The 14,105-nt window shown below is 57.8% G+C and carries 13 protein-coding genes; 4 read left to right on the top strand and 9 right to left on the bottom strand.

Annotated elements, in window-relative coordinates:
- Entirely contained in the window at window positions 1-972 is a 972-nt protein-coding gene (locus LN244_RS05010) for an OB-fold domain-containing protein (protein WP_239041751.1), read from the bottom strand.
- Between the two features lie 55 nt (window positions 973-1,027).
- Window positions 1,028-1,810: an SDR family oxidoreductase gene (locus tag LN244_RS05005; protein WP_239041750.1), complete on the bottom strand. Its 783-nt coding sequence runs from the start codon at window positions 1,808-1,810 to the stop codon at window positions 1,028-1,030.
- 137 nt (window positions 1,811-1,947) lie between these two features.
- On the opposite strand from LN244_RS05005, the gene LN244_RS05000 reads away from it, so the two are divergent.
- Both LN244_RS05000 and LN244_RS04995 read left to right on the top strand, forming a co-directional pair.
- Window positions 1,948-2,739: an enoyl-CoA hydratase gene (locus LN244_RS05000; RefSeq protein WP_239041749.1), complete on the top strand. Its 792-nt coding sequence runs from the start codon at window positions 1,948-1,950 to the stop codon at window positions 2,737-2,739.
- Window positions 2,740-2,816: 77 nt separating this feature from the next.
- A complete protein-coding gene (locus tag LN244_RS04995) occupies window positions 2,817-3,569 on the top strand; it encodes an SDR family NAD(P)-dependent oxidoreductase (protein ID WP_239041748.1) in 753 nt (250 codons plus the stop codon).
- Window positions 3,570-3,661: 92 nt separating this feature from the next.
- Here LN244_RS04995 and LN244_RS04990 read toward each other — a convergent pair whose 3' ends face one another.
- Window positions 3,662-4,555, bottom strand: a complete 894-nt coding sequence (locus tag LN244_RS04990; RefSeq protein WP_239041747.1) for a LysR family transcriptional regulator — start codon at window positions 4,553-4,555, stop codon at window positions 3,662-3,664.
- Window positions 4,556-4,670: 115 nt separating this feature from the next.
- Here LN244_RS04990 and LN244_RS04985 point away from each other — a divergent pair, with 115 nt between their 5' ends.
- Window positions 4,671-5,465 (top strand): glutathione S-transferase family protein, encoded by a 795-nt coding sequence (locus LN244_RS04985; protein ID WP_239041746.1) that lies wholly within the window; start codon window positions 4,671-4,673, stop codon window positions 5,463-5,465.
- A 177-nt stretch (window positions 5,466-5,642) separates the two neighbouring features.
- The gene (locus LN244_RS04980; RefSeq protein ID WP_239041745.1) at window positions 5,643-6,380 is read left to right on the top strand and encodes a class I SAM-dependent methyltransferase; all 738 of its coding nucleotides are present in this window, start codon (window positions 5,643-5,645) and stop codon (window positions 6,378-6,380) included.
- Between the two features lie 56 nt (window positions 6,381-6,436).
- On the opposite strand, the gene LN244_RS04975 is transcribed toward LN244_RS04980, so the two are convergent.
- The 6 genes from LN244_RS04975 to LN244_RS04950 all read right to left on the bottom strand — a co-directional run bounded on the left by LN244_RS04975 (window position 6,437) and on the right by LN244_RS04950 (window position 14,092).
- On the bottom strand, window positions 6,437-7,678 hold the full coding sequence (locus LN244_RS04975) for an NADH:flavin oxidoreductase (RefSeq protein WP_239041744.1): 1,242 nt from the start codon (window positions 7,676-7,678) through the stop codon (window positions 6,437-6,439).
- 11 nt (window positions 7,679-7,689) lie between these two features.
- A complete protein-coding gene (locus LN244_RS04970; RefSeq protein ID WP_239041743.1) occupies window positions 7,690-8,886 on the bottom strand; it encodes an acyl-CoA dehydrogenase family protein in 1,197 nt (398 codons plus the stop codon).
- A complete protein-coding gene (locus LN244_RS04965; protein WP_239041742.1) occupies window positions 8,883-10,049 on the bottom strand; it encodes an acyl-CoA dehydrogenase family protein in 1,167 nt (388 codons plus the stop codon). Before LN244_RS04965 ends, LN244_RS04970 begins: the two co-directional genes overlap by 4 nt.
- A 58-nt stretch (window positions 10,050-10,107) precedes the next feature.
- Window positions 10,108-11,487: a DUF1329 domain-containing protein gene (locus LN244_RS04960; protein WP_239041741.1), complete on the bottom strand. Its 1,380-nt coding sequence runs from the start codon at window positions 11,485-11,487 to the stop codon at window positions 10,108-10,110.
- 17 nt (window positions 11,488-11,504) lie between these two features.
- A complete protein-coding gene (locus tag LN244_RS04955; protein WP_239041740.1) occupies window positions 11,505-13,133 on the bottom strand; it encodes a DUF1302 domain-containing protein in 1,629 nt (542 codons plus the stop codon).
- Window positions 13,134-13,261: 128 nt separating this feature from the next.
- Entirely contained in the window at window positions 13,262-14,092 is an 831-nt protein-coding gene (locus LN244_RS04950) for an SDR family NAD(P)-dependent oxidoreductase (protein ID WP_239041739.1), read from the bottom strand.
- Between the last annotated feature and the right edge of the window lie 13 nt (window positions 14,093-14,105).

The following is a 14,105-nucleotide window of genomic DNA, read 5'->3' as shown; positions in this document are numbered from 1 at the left end:
TCAGGCGGATGCCGGCCGGAACAACGGCAGCGTGAGTTCATCGTCAAAGGTCTGGAACTCGACCTCTACGCGCTGACCGATTTCAAGGTCTGCCGGATTGATGCCCGTCAGGCCTGCCGGAATGCGGACGCCTTCGTCCAGCTGAATCAGACCGATCGGGTTGGGGTATTCAAACGGCGGTACTTCCGGGTAGTGCATCACCACGAAGGAGTACAGTTCTCCCTTGCCCTTGCTGATCTGGTAATCCAGCTCGAAGCTCTGACAGTGGCTGCACACCGGTGCAGGCGGATGCTGCAGCCTGTTGCAGCTCTTGCAGTGCTGAATGCGCAACTCGCCTGCTTCACAGCCCTCCCAGAAGAAACGCGTATCGTCGCTGATACCCGGGCGCGGACGCTTGATCTTGGGTACTGCCGATTCGCTCTTCTCCACCGGCTTCGGCTGCTGTGCCGGCTTGAACTTGATCACGCGAAACAGCAGTTCACCGACCTTCTCGTCGCCTTCCGGTTTCTCGGAGAAAAAGGACATCACCTGAGTCACGAAGAAACCGGTGCCCAGGGCCGTGGTTTTCTCTTCGCTGACTTCTTTGATCAGAGTGGTGTAATAGAGCTTTTCACCCATGCGCACATAACGATCAAAGGTCAGCTCCGAATTCACTGCCACTACGGCCGGATAGCCCTGAGCCTCGATCAGACCCAGTACTTCATAGGGATTTTCGTCGGTAGAGCCCGGCGGATAGTTGTTCATGTGCAGCCCTTCCAGACACCAGGCCTGCAGCATGGCAGGGGGCGCAACGATTTCACCAAACTCGGTGGTCGCGGCATAGTCAGGATCGGTATAGAGCGGGTTGTCCACCCCCATGACCTCACACCACTGCCGAACCATCGCCGGGTTCACTTCGTCCCATGCATAGATGCGGCCATATTCCCGCCCCACCATGGAACGCACTTCCGATAACCATTCGTAATCAGCCAAGATACGTCTCCTTTACGATATGGGGCCACCCGGTCGCGGGCGGCGCCGGGTTGTTTCAGTTGTTGGCCTTACCGGCCTGAAGAAATGCGGGCTTCTCGCCGCCACCATTGAGCAGCAGATTGCTGCCGCTGGCATAGGATGCGATCGATGAAGCCATATAGAGGCATGCATTGCCGATATCGTCCGGCGTTGCCATGCGGCCGGCCGGGATCGTTGCGGCTACCGCCGCGATACCGGCTTCGTCGCCGTAGTGCAGGTGAGACTGCTCAGTCTCGACCAGCCCTGGGCTGACGGCCGTCACGCGCACCTTGGGTGCCCATTCCACCGCCAGCGAGGATGCCAGCGAGAGAATACCGGCCTTGGCAGCACCGTAGGCAGCAGTACCGGGAGAGGCACGCAGCGCGCTGATGCTGCCGATAAAGATGATGTTGCCGCCCTGCTTCTGCTGTTGCATGTGGCGGTTGGCCAGCTGCGCAAGGTTCAGCGGAGCAATCAGGTTCAGGCGCAGAATGCCTTCATGGAAGCGCGGCGATACGTCTGCCGCCAGCGCATGGGGTGCACCGCCGGCATTGTTGATCAGCACATCCAGACGGCCATATTCATTGACGATGGTCTGCAGCATGACGTCGGCTGCTTCATAGTCACGCACGTCCAACGGCATGAACACCGCTTCGCGTCCATTTCCGGATGGCATTTGCTCAGGAGCGTTGCGACCGCATACAATCACCGTCGCACCCGCTGCCAGAAACGCGCGGGCAATACCGGCACCAATCCCCTTGGTTCCGCCGGTCACCAGAACCACCTGGCCGCTGTAATCAAAGTATGCTGACTGCGTCATAAACGCCTCCTTATTCTTCTTGATGCTTGCAGTCTAATAAGCCCGGCGAACTTCACTCTTCGTCTGAATGGACGATGTTTATCTGGTGCCAGCTGACAGAATCGCCCTCAATATCCACTCTCTCTGAGGCGATGGCCGTGACTGATCAACAACGTCCTGAAGACACACTGCTGCTGGAGCACCCCGAACCGGGTATTGCTGTGCTGCGCTTGAACCGCCCACACGCCACCAATGCACTGAGTCTGGAGCTGCAACAACAACTCAATCGCCGCTTCACTGAACTGGCTGCTGACGATCAGGTGCGTTGCATTGTGCTGACCGGTGGCGAGAAAGTATTTGCGGCCGGTGGTGATATCACCGGCCTGATCGACGCTGATCCTATCGAGATCTACAAGCGCCACACCGAGCGCGTCTGGGCACCGATTCAGCACTGTCCAAAACCGGTGATAGCAGCGATCTGCGGCTATGCCTTTGGCGGCGGATGCGAGTTGGCCATGCATGCCGACATTCTCATCGCAGGCGAGAGTGCCAGTTTTTGCCAGCCCGAGATCCGCATCGGCATCATGCCGGGGATTGGTGGCACCCAGCGCCTTGTCCGCGCCGTGGGCAAGACCAAGGCGATGAGCATGGCGCTGACCGGTCGTCCGATCAGCGCACAGGAAGCCTGGGTGGCGGGCCTGGTCAGTGAGGTTTGCCCGGATGATCAGGTGATGGAAACGGCGCTGAAAACAGCCCGCACCATCGCCCGCATGCCGCCGCTGGCGGTTGAACAGATCAAGGAATGCATCCTGCACGGTATGGATGCTTCACTCGAAAGCGCCCTGTCCCTTGAGCGCAAGGCCAACGCCATGCTGTTTGCCTCCCGCGACCAGCAGGAAGGGATGCAGGCCTTTCTGGAGAAACGGCACCCCAACTTCACCGGCGAATAACGCCGGGTTATCAAGTTAGCCGATTCGTTCAGCTGCACTCGTCACCCATATACAAGCACAACAAGGAGACGCCATCGATGGAACCGCTGTTTTCACTCAAGGGTAAAAATGCCCTGGTTACCGGTGCCGGTCGCGGCATGGGGTTGGGCGTAGCCCGCGCACTGGCTCGTCAGGGCGCCCGTGTAGCCATCAATGATTTTTATCAGGAGCGCGCTGATGCCGCGGCCGAGCAGCTGCGCAGCGAAGGCTTTGATGTCATCGGCGTCGCCGCCGACATTACCGACCCGGCCCAGCTGAAACAGATGGTTGCCCGCGTGAATGAGGCCTTCGGCAGTGTGGACATTTTTGTCGCCAATGCCGGCGTACCGACCGACGGCATGGGCTATGGCAAGTTCCTGGAATCCGATCCGGCCCAGTGGCAGCAGTTTCTGGACCTGAACCTCAATGCTCTGATGCACGCTGCTCAGGCCGTACTGCCCGGCATGCTTGAGCGTGGCTGGGGGCGTTTCATCTGCATCACGTCTGAATCCTGGCGCGCCGGGGTGCCCATGGGCATCGCCGCCTACGCCGCCTCGAAAGCCGGGGCCGTGGGCTTTATCCGCCAGCTGGCCGCCGAAACCGGTCGTCAGGGCGTTACCGTCAATGGCCTGTCCCTTGGCACCATGAACAACTGGGAAGGTTCCGAGAAGATTGCCGCCAAGAGTTGCATGGTCCCTCGAGCCGGTTCCCCGGAAGACGTGGGTGCCGGTGTTGCCTACCTGGCATCGACCGAAGCCAGCTGGGTGACCGGCCAGATTTATCCGCTCAATGGTGGCAGCCTGACCGCCTGATTATCCGAATTGCACTCCACCATCTCACATGGTCTTTGGCTCCCGGCGGCCGCACACCCCGGGAGTCTTTTTTTATCCAGTCACTCATGGGCTCAGGTATCCGACAGGGCCAGTCTGTTAATCACAAACTCCACAAAAACCTTCAACTTGGCTGGCTGATGCTTGCGATGGGCATAAACCAAATGCACCTGCTGCCGATCTGTCTGATAGTCCTGTAGCAACGGCACAAGCCTGCCCTCGTTAAGATCCTGGTCGACGATGAAAGAAGCCAGCCTGGCAATCCCTCCTCCCAACAGGGCATAGCCGTGGAGTGCTTCAACGTTATCCGTTATGAATCCCCCCTTCACGTCCATACGGTATTCACCATCGCCCCCTCGAAAACGCCACTGATTAAACGCCTCGCTGGTATTCAGCCTTAAACACTGGTGATTGGCGAGTTCTGATGGGTGCAGGGGCATTCCATATCTATGCAGGTATTCCGGGCTCGCACATACAATGCGGGGGCTCTCGCACAGCCGTCTTGCCACCAGACTGGTGTCTCTTAACTCCCCCAGCCGGAACGCCAGATCGACCTGCTCTCTGACCAGATTGACCGTTTGTCCGGTCAGATCAAGCTCGATAGTGATACCGGGATACAGCTGCTGAAATTCGATCAGTAGGGGCATCAATTGATGCCGGGCATAACCGGGGGTGCTATTGATACGCAATTTGCCCTTGGGCAGCTGGCCCAGATCACTTATCAAATCTTCAGCATCTTCAACGTCCGCCATAATTTTCACACAGCGACGGTAGAACTGCTGCCCGGCTTCGGTGGTTCTCACCGAGCGGGTTGTGCGATGCAGCAAACGCACCCCCAATCGCTTTTCGAGGCGTGTAACCTGCTTGCTGACTGCTGACGGGGACAGTCCCAGCTCACGCGCCGCAGACGAAAAACCACCACTGCGCACGATTGCAACAAACACCTGCATCTCGCCTAGCTTATCCATCTGCCCCTCTAATTATTGAATCGTTTTCACAAATCCAGTGACAACTTTTATCTTTTTCCACAACTCGCACAAGCCTACAGTGACTTCGTGAGCTTTTCCCAAACGGAGCAGACCCATGTTAGAACTATATACCCACCCCATGTCCCCCTGTGCCCAGAAAGTACGCATCGTTCTGGCTGAAAAAGAGCTCGACTGGCGCAAACATCATGTCGACCTGGCACAGAAGGAAAACCTGCGCGCGGACTACCTGAAACTCAACCCACTGGGAGTCGTACCAACCCTGGTCCATGATGGCAGGCCCGTGATTGAGTCCAGCATTATTTGTGAATATCTTGACGACACTTGGCCGGAACCCAGCCTGAAGCCTGATGATCCTTATGCCGTTGCCAAAATGCGCTTCTGGATGAAACACGTGGATACCAAGCTGCACCCTTCCTGTGGTGCCCTGCAATGGCCGTTGGTGATGCGACCGGGTCTGATGGAGAAGTCTGAAGCAGAGCGTCAGGCCCTGTTGGACCTGATTCCTGAAAAGCCTCGCCGCGAGCGCCAGAAACGGCTGGTCAAAATGGGACTGGAGGCACCAGACGTTGCCGATGCCGTACGGGTTTATCGTAATACCATTCTGGATATGGAGGCCGCACTGGAAACACACCAGTGGATAGTGGCAGACAGCTTCAGCCTGGCTGATGCCTGTCTCGCGCCCTATTTCCAGACCATTCTCCAGTTTGGCTGGACAGACATGTACAGGGATTGCCCCAGGGTCCAGGACTGGTTCGACCGCTGCCGTCAGCGCGCTTCTTACCAGCAGTCGGTAACAGCGGATTTCCCGCCGGAAGTACAGGCAGACCTGCTGGCGAAAGGTGAACGAGCCTGGCATATTATCCAGACTCACCTTGAGAAGTCTGCCTGAATGCCGTTATAAGCCAGACACCGGAAAAGATCCTGAATACCTGGGATTATGACCTGTTTGTCATCGGTGCTGGCCCCGCCTTTTGATGCGGTTGCCTCACAGTTACATCTGTCATGACTAATGCGGCAGGGTTTCTCTGAGAGAGATGCTCTGAGGCTCAAAGGGTTGTCAAAAGACATGAACGAACACGACCAGTACATGCAGGACTTCATGACGATCTTTTCATCACTGGATCGCTGGGGGCCCGGCTCCGAAGAGGACACGCTGAGTGCGTTACATCAGGTGCCTCATACCCCCAGGAGATTGCTTGAGATCGGCTGCGGTAATGGTGTGGCGACACGTCTGCTGGCACAGCATACGACGGCCGCGATTACAGCGGTGGACAATGCAGCCTCCGCACTGGAGAAGCTCACGGCAATCGCAAGGCTTAACGGGACTGCATCACGCATTGAAACCGTGTGTGCCAGCATGACCGACCTGCCGTTTGCCGATGCCACCTTCGATCTTGTCTGGGCCGAGGGCTGCGCCTACATCATGGGGGTTGAACAGGCACTTGAGTGCTGGCGTTCCCTGCTGGAACCGAACGGCATTCTCGTCTTGAGTGATCTCGTGTGGCTCACGGGAACGCCCAGTGGTGAAGCCATTGAGTTTTGGCGCAATGACTACCCTGATATGACCTCGACCGAGAGACGCGTTGAGCAGATGGACAAGGCTGGATACCACCTCCTGAACACGTTCAGTCTGAGCCGGCAGGCCTGGGATAACTATATTGTGCCCTTGCGTGCCCGCATCGATGAGCTGCACACGCACATGCCGAATTCAACCGCACTGGCCGACCTGGATCGAGAACTGAATATCTACCAAGACTGCCTGGGTGAGTTCGGATACCAGTTCTTCATCCTGCAAAAATGCTGAAGGATTCACCCCGGTGCACGTTTCTCGTGACAACCGGGGTGTTTCAGCTCAGCACATCAGCCGGTGGAGCCCAAACGTGCCGGACGCTGATTTAACGCCACATCATTCGGCGCGTTTTCGATGCAGCGGGTACCGCCTGGATGATAGATGTAAGGTACGCAGCCGTTACAGTGCGTACAGCCACTCCTGTTGACCAGCCCCTGCTGGAACTTGCGCACCAGCTCGGGATCGTGCAACAGGGGACGCGCCATGACCACCGCCTCAAAGCCTTCCACCATCGCCTTCTCCACGTCATCCATGGATGAAACGCCCCCCAGATAGCCCAGCGGTATATCCAGCGCCGCACGGATCTTGCGGGAATAGTCGAGGAAATACATGGGGCGGAACTTCACCTGAGGTACGCCTTTCTGTGACAGCTTGATCATGGTCAGCGTCAGCTTCTGATCAGCCAAGACCTTACTCATCTCGTCCAGATTCATGTTGCTGCCGAACATGAACCAGCCGGATTCGATGTTGCGCCCGCCAGACAGCACCAGCATGTCGGCACCCGCCTCCCGCAGGAGTCGGCCGGTGACAATGGCATCCTCAACCGTGGCACCTCGGCGCACGCCGTCAGCCACGTTGATCTTGGCCAGAATGGCCAGGTCCTGTCCGACCGCGTCTTTTACCGCTCTGAGAACGCGAGCGGGGAAACGAGCCCGATTCTCGGCACTGCCGCCATATTCATCCTTGCGCTTGTTGGACAGTGGCGAGATGAACTGGTTAAGCAGATAACCGTGCCCCATGTGCAGCTCCACGGCATCGAAACCGGCATCACGGCAGACTCTGGCAGCCGCGACAAACTCGTCGATCACCTGTGCCATGTCCTGCTCTTTCATCGCCCGCTGCAGGAAGTTGCCACACAAGAGTCCAGCCTTGTTGATGCCGGACGAAGCGCTGATGGTACGGCCCTTCACCTTGATCGAGGTGATGAAGGACCCACCGTGGGTCAGCTGCATGGAGATCTTGCCACCTTCTGCATGGACCGCATCGGTCAGTGCCTGCAGGTCAGGAATGATCGCTTCGCGCAGCCAAATCTGGTTGGGCAGGGTCCGGCCACGTTCGGACACGGCACCGTAAGCAACCGTCGTCAATGCTACTCCGCCACGGGCCATATCACGGTGGTGTTTGACCATGGCCTGTGTCGGCGTGCCATCCAGGCTCATCGCCTCGTTGGCCCCGGCACGGATGAAACGGTTGCGCAGCGTAATCGGCCCCAGCTTGAACGGGGTAAACGCCTGCTGACGATGATCGGACATGAGGCCTCCTGTTAACGCCATTTGGGTTCACGCGGCATCTCCAGCCCGCGTTCAGCAATGATGTTGCGCTGAATCTGGTTACTGCCACCGTAAATCGTGTCAGAGCGCACGAACAGGAACAGCGACTGCAGACGGGTCAGTTCATAGGGTGCCGCCTCCAGCAGCTGACCTTCCTGACCACACACATCAATCGCCAGCTCACCCAGTGTACGATGCCAGGTGGACCAGAACAGCTTGTAGATCAGCGCCTCGCCCTGAAGGCTGCCATCACTTCCGCTCTGACCAGACAGCATGCGCAAGCTGTTATAGCGCATGATCTTCAGCTCGGCGTGAGCCTGTGCAATGCGCTGACGAATCGCCGGATCACGATCCCTGCCGTTTGCCTTGGCTACCCTGATTACTTCGTCGAGCTCGTTCTGGAACTGCATCTGCTGCCCCAGGGTAGAAACGCCACGCTCGAAGCCCAGCAGTCCCATCGCCACCTTCCAGCCATCGCCGGGGGCTCCGACAATATCATCAGCCTCACACTCGGCATCATCGAAGAATACCTCGTTGAACTCCGAGGTACCGGTGATCTGCTCAATGGGGCGCACCTCCACACCGGGTTGATCCATCTTCACCAGAAAGAAACCCAGTCCCTTGTGCGCCACGGAGTCAGGATCGGTACGGGCAATGACAAAGCAGTAATCCGACTCATGCGCCAGCGAGGTCCAGACCTTCTGACCGTTGATGATCCACTTGTTGCGCTCGGTATCGAAACGGGCCTTGGTCTTGACGTTCGCCAGATCGGAGCCGGCTCCAGGCTCGGAGTACCCCTGACACCAGAGTTCACTGCCTGACAGGATGCCGGGAAGGTATTTGGCCTGTTGTGCCGGCGTGCCGAAGGCGATGATCGTCGGACCGGCAAGCCCTTCGCCGATATGCCCCACACGCCCCGGCGCACCGGCTCGGGCGTACTCTTCGAAGAAAATCACCTGTTGCTCGATACTGCAGCCACGACCGCCGTGCTCCTGCGGCCAGCCAACACAGGTCCAGCCACCTTCGGCCAGTTTTTGCTCCCAGCGTTTGCGCTCTTCAGGGAAACTGTGTTCGTCACCGGGGCCGCCACGGAACTTCAGTTTGGCAAACTCCCCTGTCAGATTGTCCGCCAGCCAGTCGGCCACTTCGGTACGGAAACTCTCGTCTTCGGCGCTGAAGCTCAGTTTCATGCGTTGGCTCCTCCATCCAGTAACAACTTGGCCAGGGTTTCACGATGCTCGCTGGCCGTGCCCAACATCAATTCGCTGGCTTTGGCACGCTTGAAATACAGGTGAACGTCGTATTCCCAGGTGAAGCCGACCCCACCGTGCATCTGCAGCGCCTCACCAGCGTTTCGGAAATAGGCATCAGAGCAGTAGGACTTGGCGACCGCTCCGGCCTCAGGCAACTCGGCGGCCATGGCGCCTCCCTGCCAGGCTTCATCGGCGATGCAGGCGGCGTAATAACAGGCGGAACGGGCCACCTCAGTGCGCAGCATCATGTCCGCGGCCTTGTGCTTGATCGCCTGAAAACTGGCGATGGGGCGATTGAACTGCTCACGTTCGAGGGTGTACTGGACGGCCAAGTCCTGTACCTGCTGGGCACCACCCATCTGCTCCGCTGCCAGAGCGATGGTGGCGAGCTGCTGCACCTGTTCCAGTACAGCCCCGGCTTCGCCAGAGTTGCCCAGACAGGCCTCAGCCTGCAGCATCAGGTTGTCGACCTGTATCCGACCCAAGTGCCGGGTCTGATCCAGCGTCGGTGTCCACTGACGTTCTATCCCCTGGGTACCCGCATCCACTACGAACAGACTGATACCTTCTCGACCTTCCGTGCCGGCCTGTCGTGCAGCCAACACCAGAATGTCGGCGCTGTGGCCATCCACGACCAGACGGTAGTCACCGGACAACAGGAAGCCATCTTCGACCGCCTCACAGGTCGCTGTCACGGCCTCGCAACCGGGCTGCTCCTGCCCAATCCATGCCAGGGTTGCGGTCTCCCCGCCCAATATCCGTTCCAGCCAGGGGCCTGACACAGCCTCGGCTCCTGCCAGCTGCAACGCGGGAACCGCCTGACAGACTGTGGAAAAATAGGGTGCACACACCAGATAGCGCCCCATCTGCTCCATGACGGCAATCAGTTCGACATATCCCAGCCCCATACCGCCAATGGACTCTGGCAGTGTGATCGCGTGCAGATAAAGGTCGTCACAGATCTGCCGCCAGAGCGACAGGTCATAACCACGCTCGGTGGCCATCGCCTCTCGCACTGCGGCGGAGGTCGAGCAGTCGGCGAAGAAACCGGCCGCGGTTTCACGAATCATCTGCTGCTCTTCTGTAAAGCGGAACTCCATGGTTCATCGCTCCCCGTTGGTTGTGAAGATGGGCACCCCGAAGGGTGCCCGTTAAGGCTTAAAGCCCGGCTCGACGTGCGGCCTGAGGCCCGAAGTCACGGTCGGACAAGGTGCCACGATTCAGCGTGTACGCCTTGGGTTGCTCGTTAACCAGGTTAAACGCCAGGTAGCTGCCCGCCTGCAGGTCGTGGTAGAAGCCCACGCCTGCCTGCCAGGTCTGTACCTCATAGGCGTAGAAGTAATTCACCATCGAGGTACGCCAGAGGCCTCCACGCGCGTCATAGTTATCAGCCATCACCATGAACCAGGTGTCGGCATCGATATACATGTGACGCTTGCCGTAGATATGGCGGTAGTCGCCCTTGAGGTTGCCTTCCAGCACCCATACGCGCTGCAGCTCGTAACGCATGTGTTCCGGGTTGGCGTGGCCCGGCGTCAGCAGTTCGTCATAGCTGATGTCAGCAGAATGCAGGCGGTAGGTGTTGTACGGGATGTACATCTCCTGCTGACCGACGATCTTCCAGTCATATCGTTGTGGCGAACCATTGAAGATACGTACTTCATCCACGGTGATGGAGCCACCGGTACCCGGGAAGGACATGTCGTAACCATATTCCGGAGACTGGCGGACACGACGGGTGCCCGGGTCATAACGCCAGCTCTGGCGGGGTTCGGCGGTATGGTTCCAGAACTCCATCCCGGTATTGATCTCGCCACGATCACGTTCAGGCAGGATGGTTTCGTTCAGGTAGAAGGAGGACTGACCTTCAGTCGGGCCGCTGGTACCCGGCTTCAGGTGCGGTGCCAGGTTACGGGACTTCACTCGGCCCCAGTTGATGTTGCCATCTTCCAGGACGTAGGCGTTGTCGGAGATCAGCTCTTCAGTCCACGGACGGTAAGTGAAGATGGAGGATGTCCACAGCAGTTCCAGACCGGTTTTCGGGAAGGGGAAGAGAATGCCACCGGTTGTGGCCTCGACACCTTCACCGTTATCCACCAGCTTCGCCGTTTCGGCATTCTTGCGGGTAACGTCACAGACGTTATCCGGGAAGCGGAAATCACGGCGCGAGGGATAGATCGGCATTGTGAACGTATCCGGATACTTGTCGAACAGGGCTTTCTGCCCCGCCGACAGCTTGTCGGCGTACTGATCCATGTTCTGTGCCGTAATCACAAACAGAGGCTTGTCTTCCGGATAGGGATCGATCGGATGGTTGCCGGTGCCCTGGAAGTTGACGTGTTCAGGCACGCCCTGCCACTTGCCGCTCCACTCGGGAATCGTGCCCTCGGCGTTGCCCGCCTTAAGAGCCCCCACACAGGTACGCGTGGTTCCCAGCTCGGCCAGTTCCTCAGCCGTAGCTGCTGCCAGCGCCGTACCCGCGATCAATGTCGTCTGCAGCGCAACGCCCGCTGCCAGCATGGTGTACTTCAATTTCATATCATCATCCCTGCCGATTAGAAGGTGTATTTGGCGCTGAGCGAAACATAGTCGCGGTCAGCCATGGTGCGGCCCTTGTCGAGATTGGCCGAGCTGAGGTAGTTCACCCAGGTCAGACCTACCTGCATGTTGCCCAGGTATTTGAAGTCGGCCCCCAGCGTCAGGCGCTTCTCATCACGGCCCAGACCGGCACCGGCAAAGCCGCTGCCATCCAGATTCTGGGTCCAGATCGCCTTGGTGGTCAGATCCCAGCCACTGAACAGGTTGGGGTAATCCATGAAGACGGCGGCAGCCAGCACAGCGTTATCGCGGGTCTGTCCGTCGTATTCAGCCAAATCGTACTCTGTGGAACCTGCGCTGGAAGTGATCGTAAGTTTGTCGATATCGTGAATACGCTGGTGCACCACTTCAGCCATCAACGTGGTCTGATGTGCCAAGGCACTTGGGCCGAGGATATACACACCGTTCAGGTTGGTTTGCAGATAACTGCCACGAGTGGGCTCAGGAGGGAGAAGACCACTCACAGAAGATGCGACATACACCGGGGCGTTATCGCGATAACTGATATCACCGCCGATTTGAACATCGCCCACTTTGGAACTAATGCTGACACCGGTCAGTTTGATATCGTCAAAATATCCAAGTTGGAAACAACCTAAATCGCTTGATGTGCATCCTTTGAAACTATCGAATGATGAATAGCGCGTGCTTCCATTATCTGAAATATCTGTAAGTATGGCCCCGACGCGATCATGGTATCGATAGTGGAACAGGCCAATCTCGGTGCTGTCCCCCATAAGGTAACGGGCACCAATACCCCACTGACCACTGTCGCTGGGTTTTATTTCGCCAGCATAGTTAATGTTTCCGAAGTCAGTGCGAATAAATTCTGCCCCCGGCCCATAGAAATCACTACCAAAAAAGTCCCCCACCGGATTCAGGCGGGTTTTCTCCCAGTCGTACTGGTAAAAACCGGTCAGGGTCAGGTTATCGGTCAGGGTCAGGCTGGCCGACAGCTGGCCCACCGGCAGATACCCTTCCTTGGCTTCAGTACCCGGTACGTTGAACACCGCCGCGTCCACCGGCAGCTGTCCCTGGCTGATATTGGGGAAGAACAGGCTCTCGCCCCAGGCAACGATATGACGACCGGCTTTGACCGACAGGTAGGTATCATCACCAATGACGAAATTGCCGTAGACGAAGGCATCCAGCAGACGCGGATCATAGCCGCTGATTTCACGAGTGGTATCGGTAAACCGGTTAACGGCACCGATCTTGTTGATGGTATCGACCGAGTCGTTGTCATTGCTGCTGCGATAGACATCATCGTAGAACACGCTGCCACGCAGCAATGCACCGACGTTGTCATGACGCAAACGAATTTCACCCAGTGCGTTGACGCGATTGTTGATCAGGCTGCCCTGATCAAAGTTGCGAGTCGCATCGTCGTAATTGGGATTATTCAGATATACATCTGAAGGTGAAGAGGTTCTTGCAGAGGCGGTATAGGAAAGAGTGATCGACGCATCCAGAGTCGTGTCATCCCCCAGGTAGACTGTCTCGAATGCCTGAGCCTGACTGACAGCGAGCGCCAGCGCCAGAGGGGCAAACCCCTTGGGTCCGGCGAAGGTCCTTTTGTTAATCATTCGTGCCCTCCAATGAGCATGATTTTTTTTGTTGTAGTGCGGCTATAAAACGCCACGACAACATGCTCGGGGAGGTGACCGCCCGCCTCATCGTTCATCCAGACTAGAGACACCCCGATCCTCTCGCATCAGCCTCCAGGCAGAATCCCCTTCTCACGAGCAAGGGGCTGTGCATTGATCGTTTGATAGCGGTATTCGTTTGCCTCCGGATGTTGAGCCAACCAGAGCAACACGGCGGCGGGCAGCTCCGGCGGTGCCGAGCCATTGCGCAGGGCAATCAGTCCCTTGTCACCGATCGTAGCCTTGAGAGTTTCGGTGGTAACGACACCCGGATTGACGGTGAAGGCGCGAATGCCCTGATCACCCAGCTCCCGACAGAGAATGCCGGACAGACGGGAAACGGCTGCCTTGCCGGCTCCATAGGCGTAACCCCAGCCACCCTTGCCAGCCGCTACCGGCGGGTCACTCTCGCCAGCCCCGGAAGTCATGTTGATGATGGTGGCACCACCCTGCTCCAGCATCCGCGGCATCAGCCTGCGGGTCAGCAGAAAAGGCGCAAGAATGTAGCCTTGGGCAACCCGTTCCAACGTTTCGGGCTCCAGAGACATGAACGGCAGGTTGAGATCACTGCCCTGATAGACAGCGTTGTTGATCAGCACGTCGACTCGACCAAAATGTTCCAGCACCTGATCGGCTGCCTGAATCACCGAATCGGAATCCAGCAGGTCCATCCGGAACACCTTCACGTCCACACCGTATTGACGTGCTTCAGCGGCGGTACGGTTAAGACTGCCGCCCAGTGCCGAGCCGTCAGCATGGCGTACAGCATGAGTATGGGTTTCCCCCTCTTCGAGGGTGCGGGCACTCAAAGCCAGATCATAGCCGGCACGAGCAAAAGCGATCGCGGTGGCACGACCGATGCCGCGACTGGCACCGGTGATGAAAGCAACTTGTCCCATGGCTGTCCCTCCT

The sequence above is a fragment of the Marinobacterium sediminicola genome (genome assembly GCF_022343685.1).
GTDB classification, from domain to species: domain Bacteria; phylum Pseudomonadota; class Gammaproteobacteria; order Pseudomonadales; family Balneatricaceae; genus Marinobacterium; species Marinobacterium sediminicola.
Note: the sequence above shows the minus strand (reverse complement) of the source record. Positions and strands in the feature narration are given on the sequence as shown.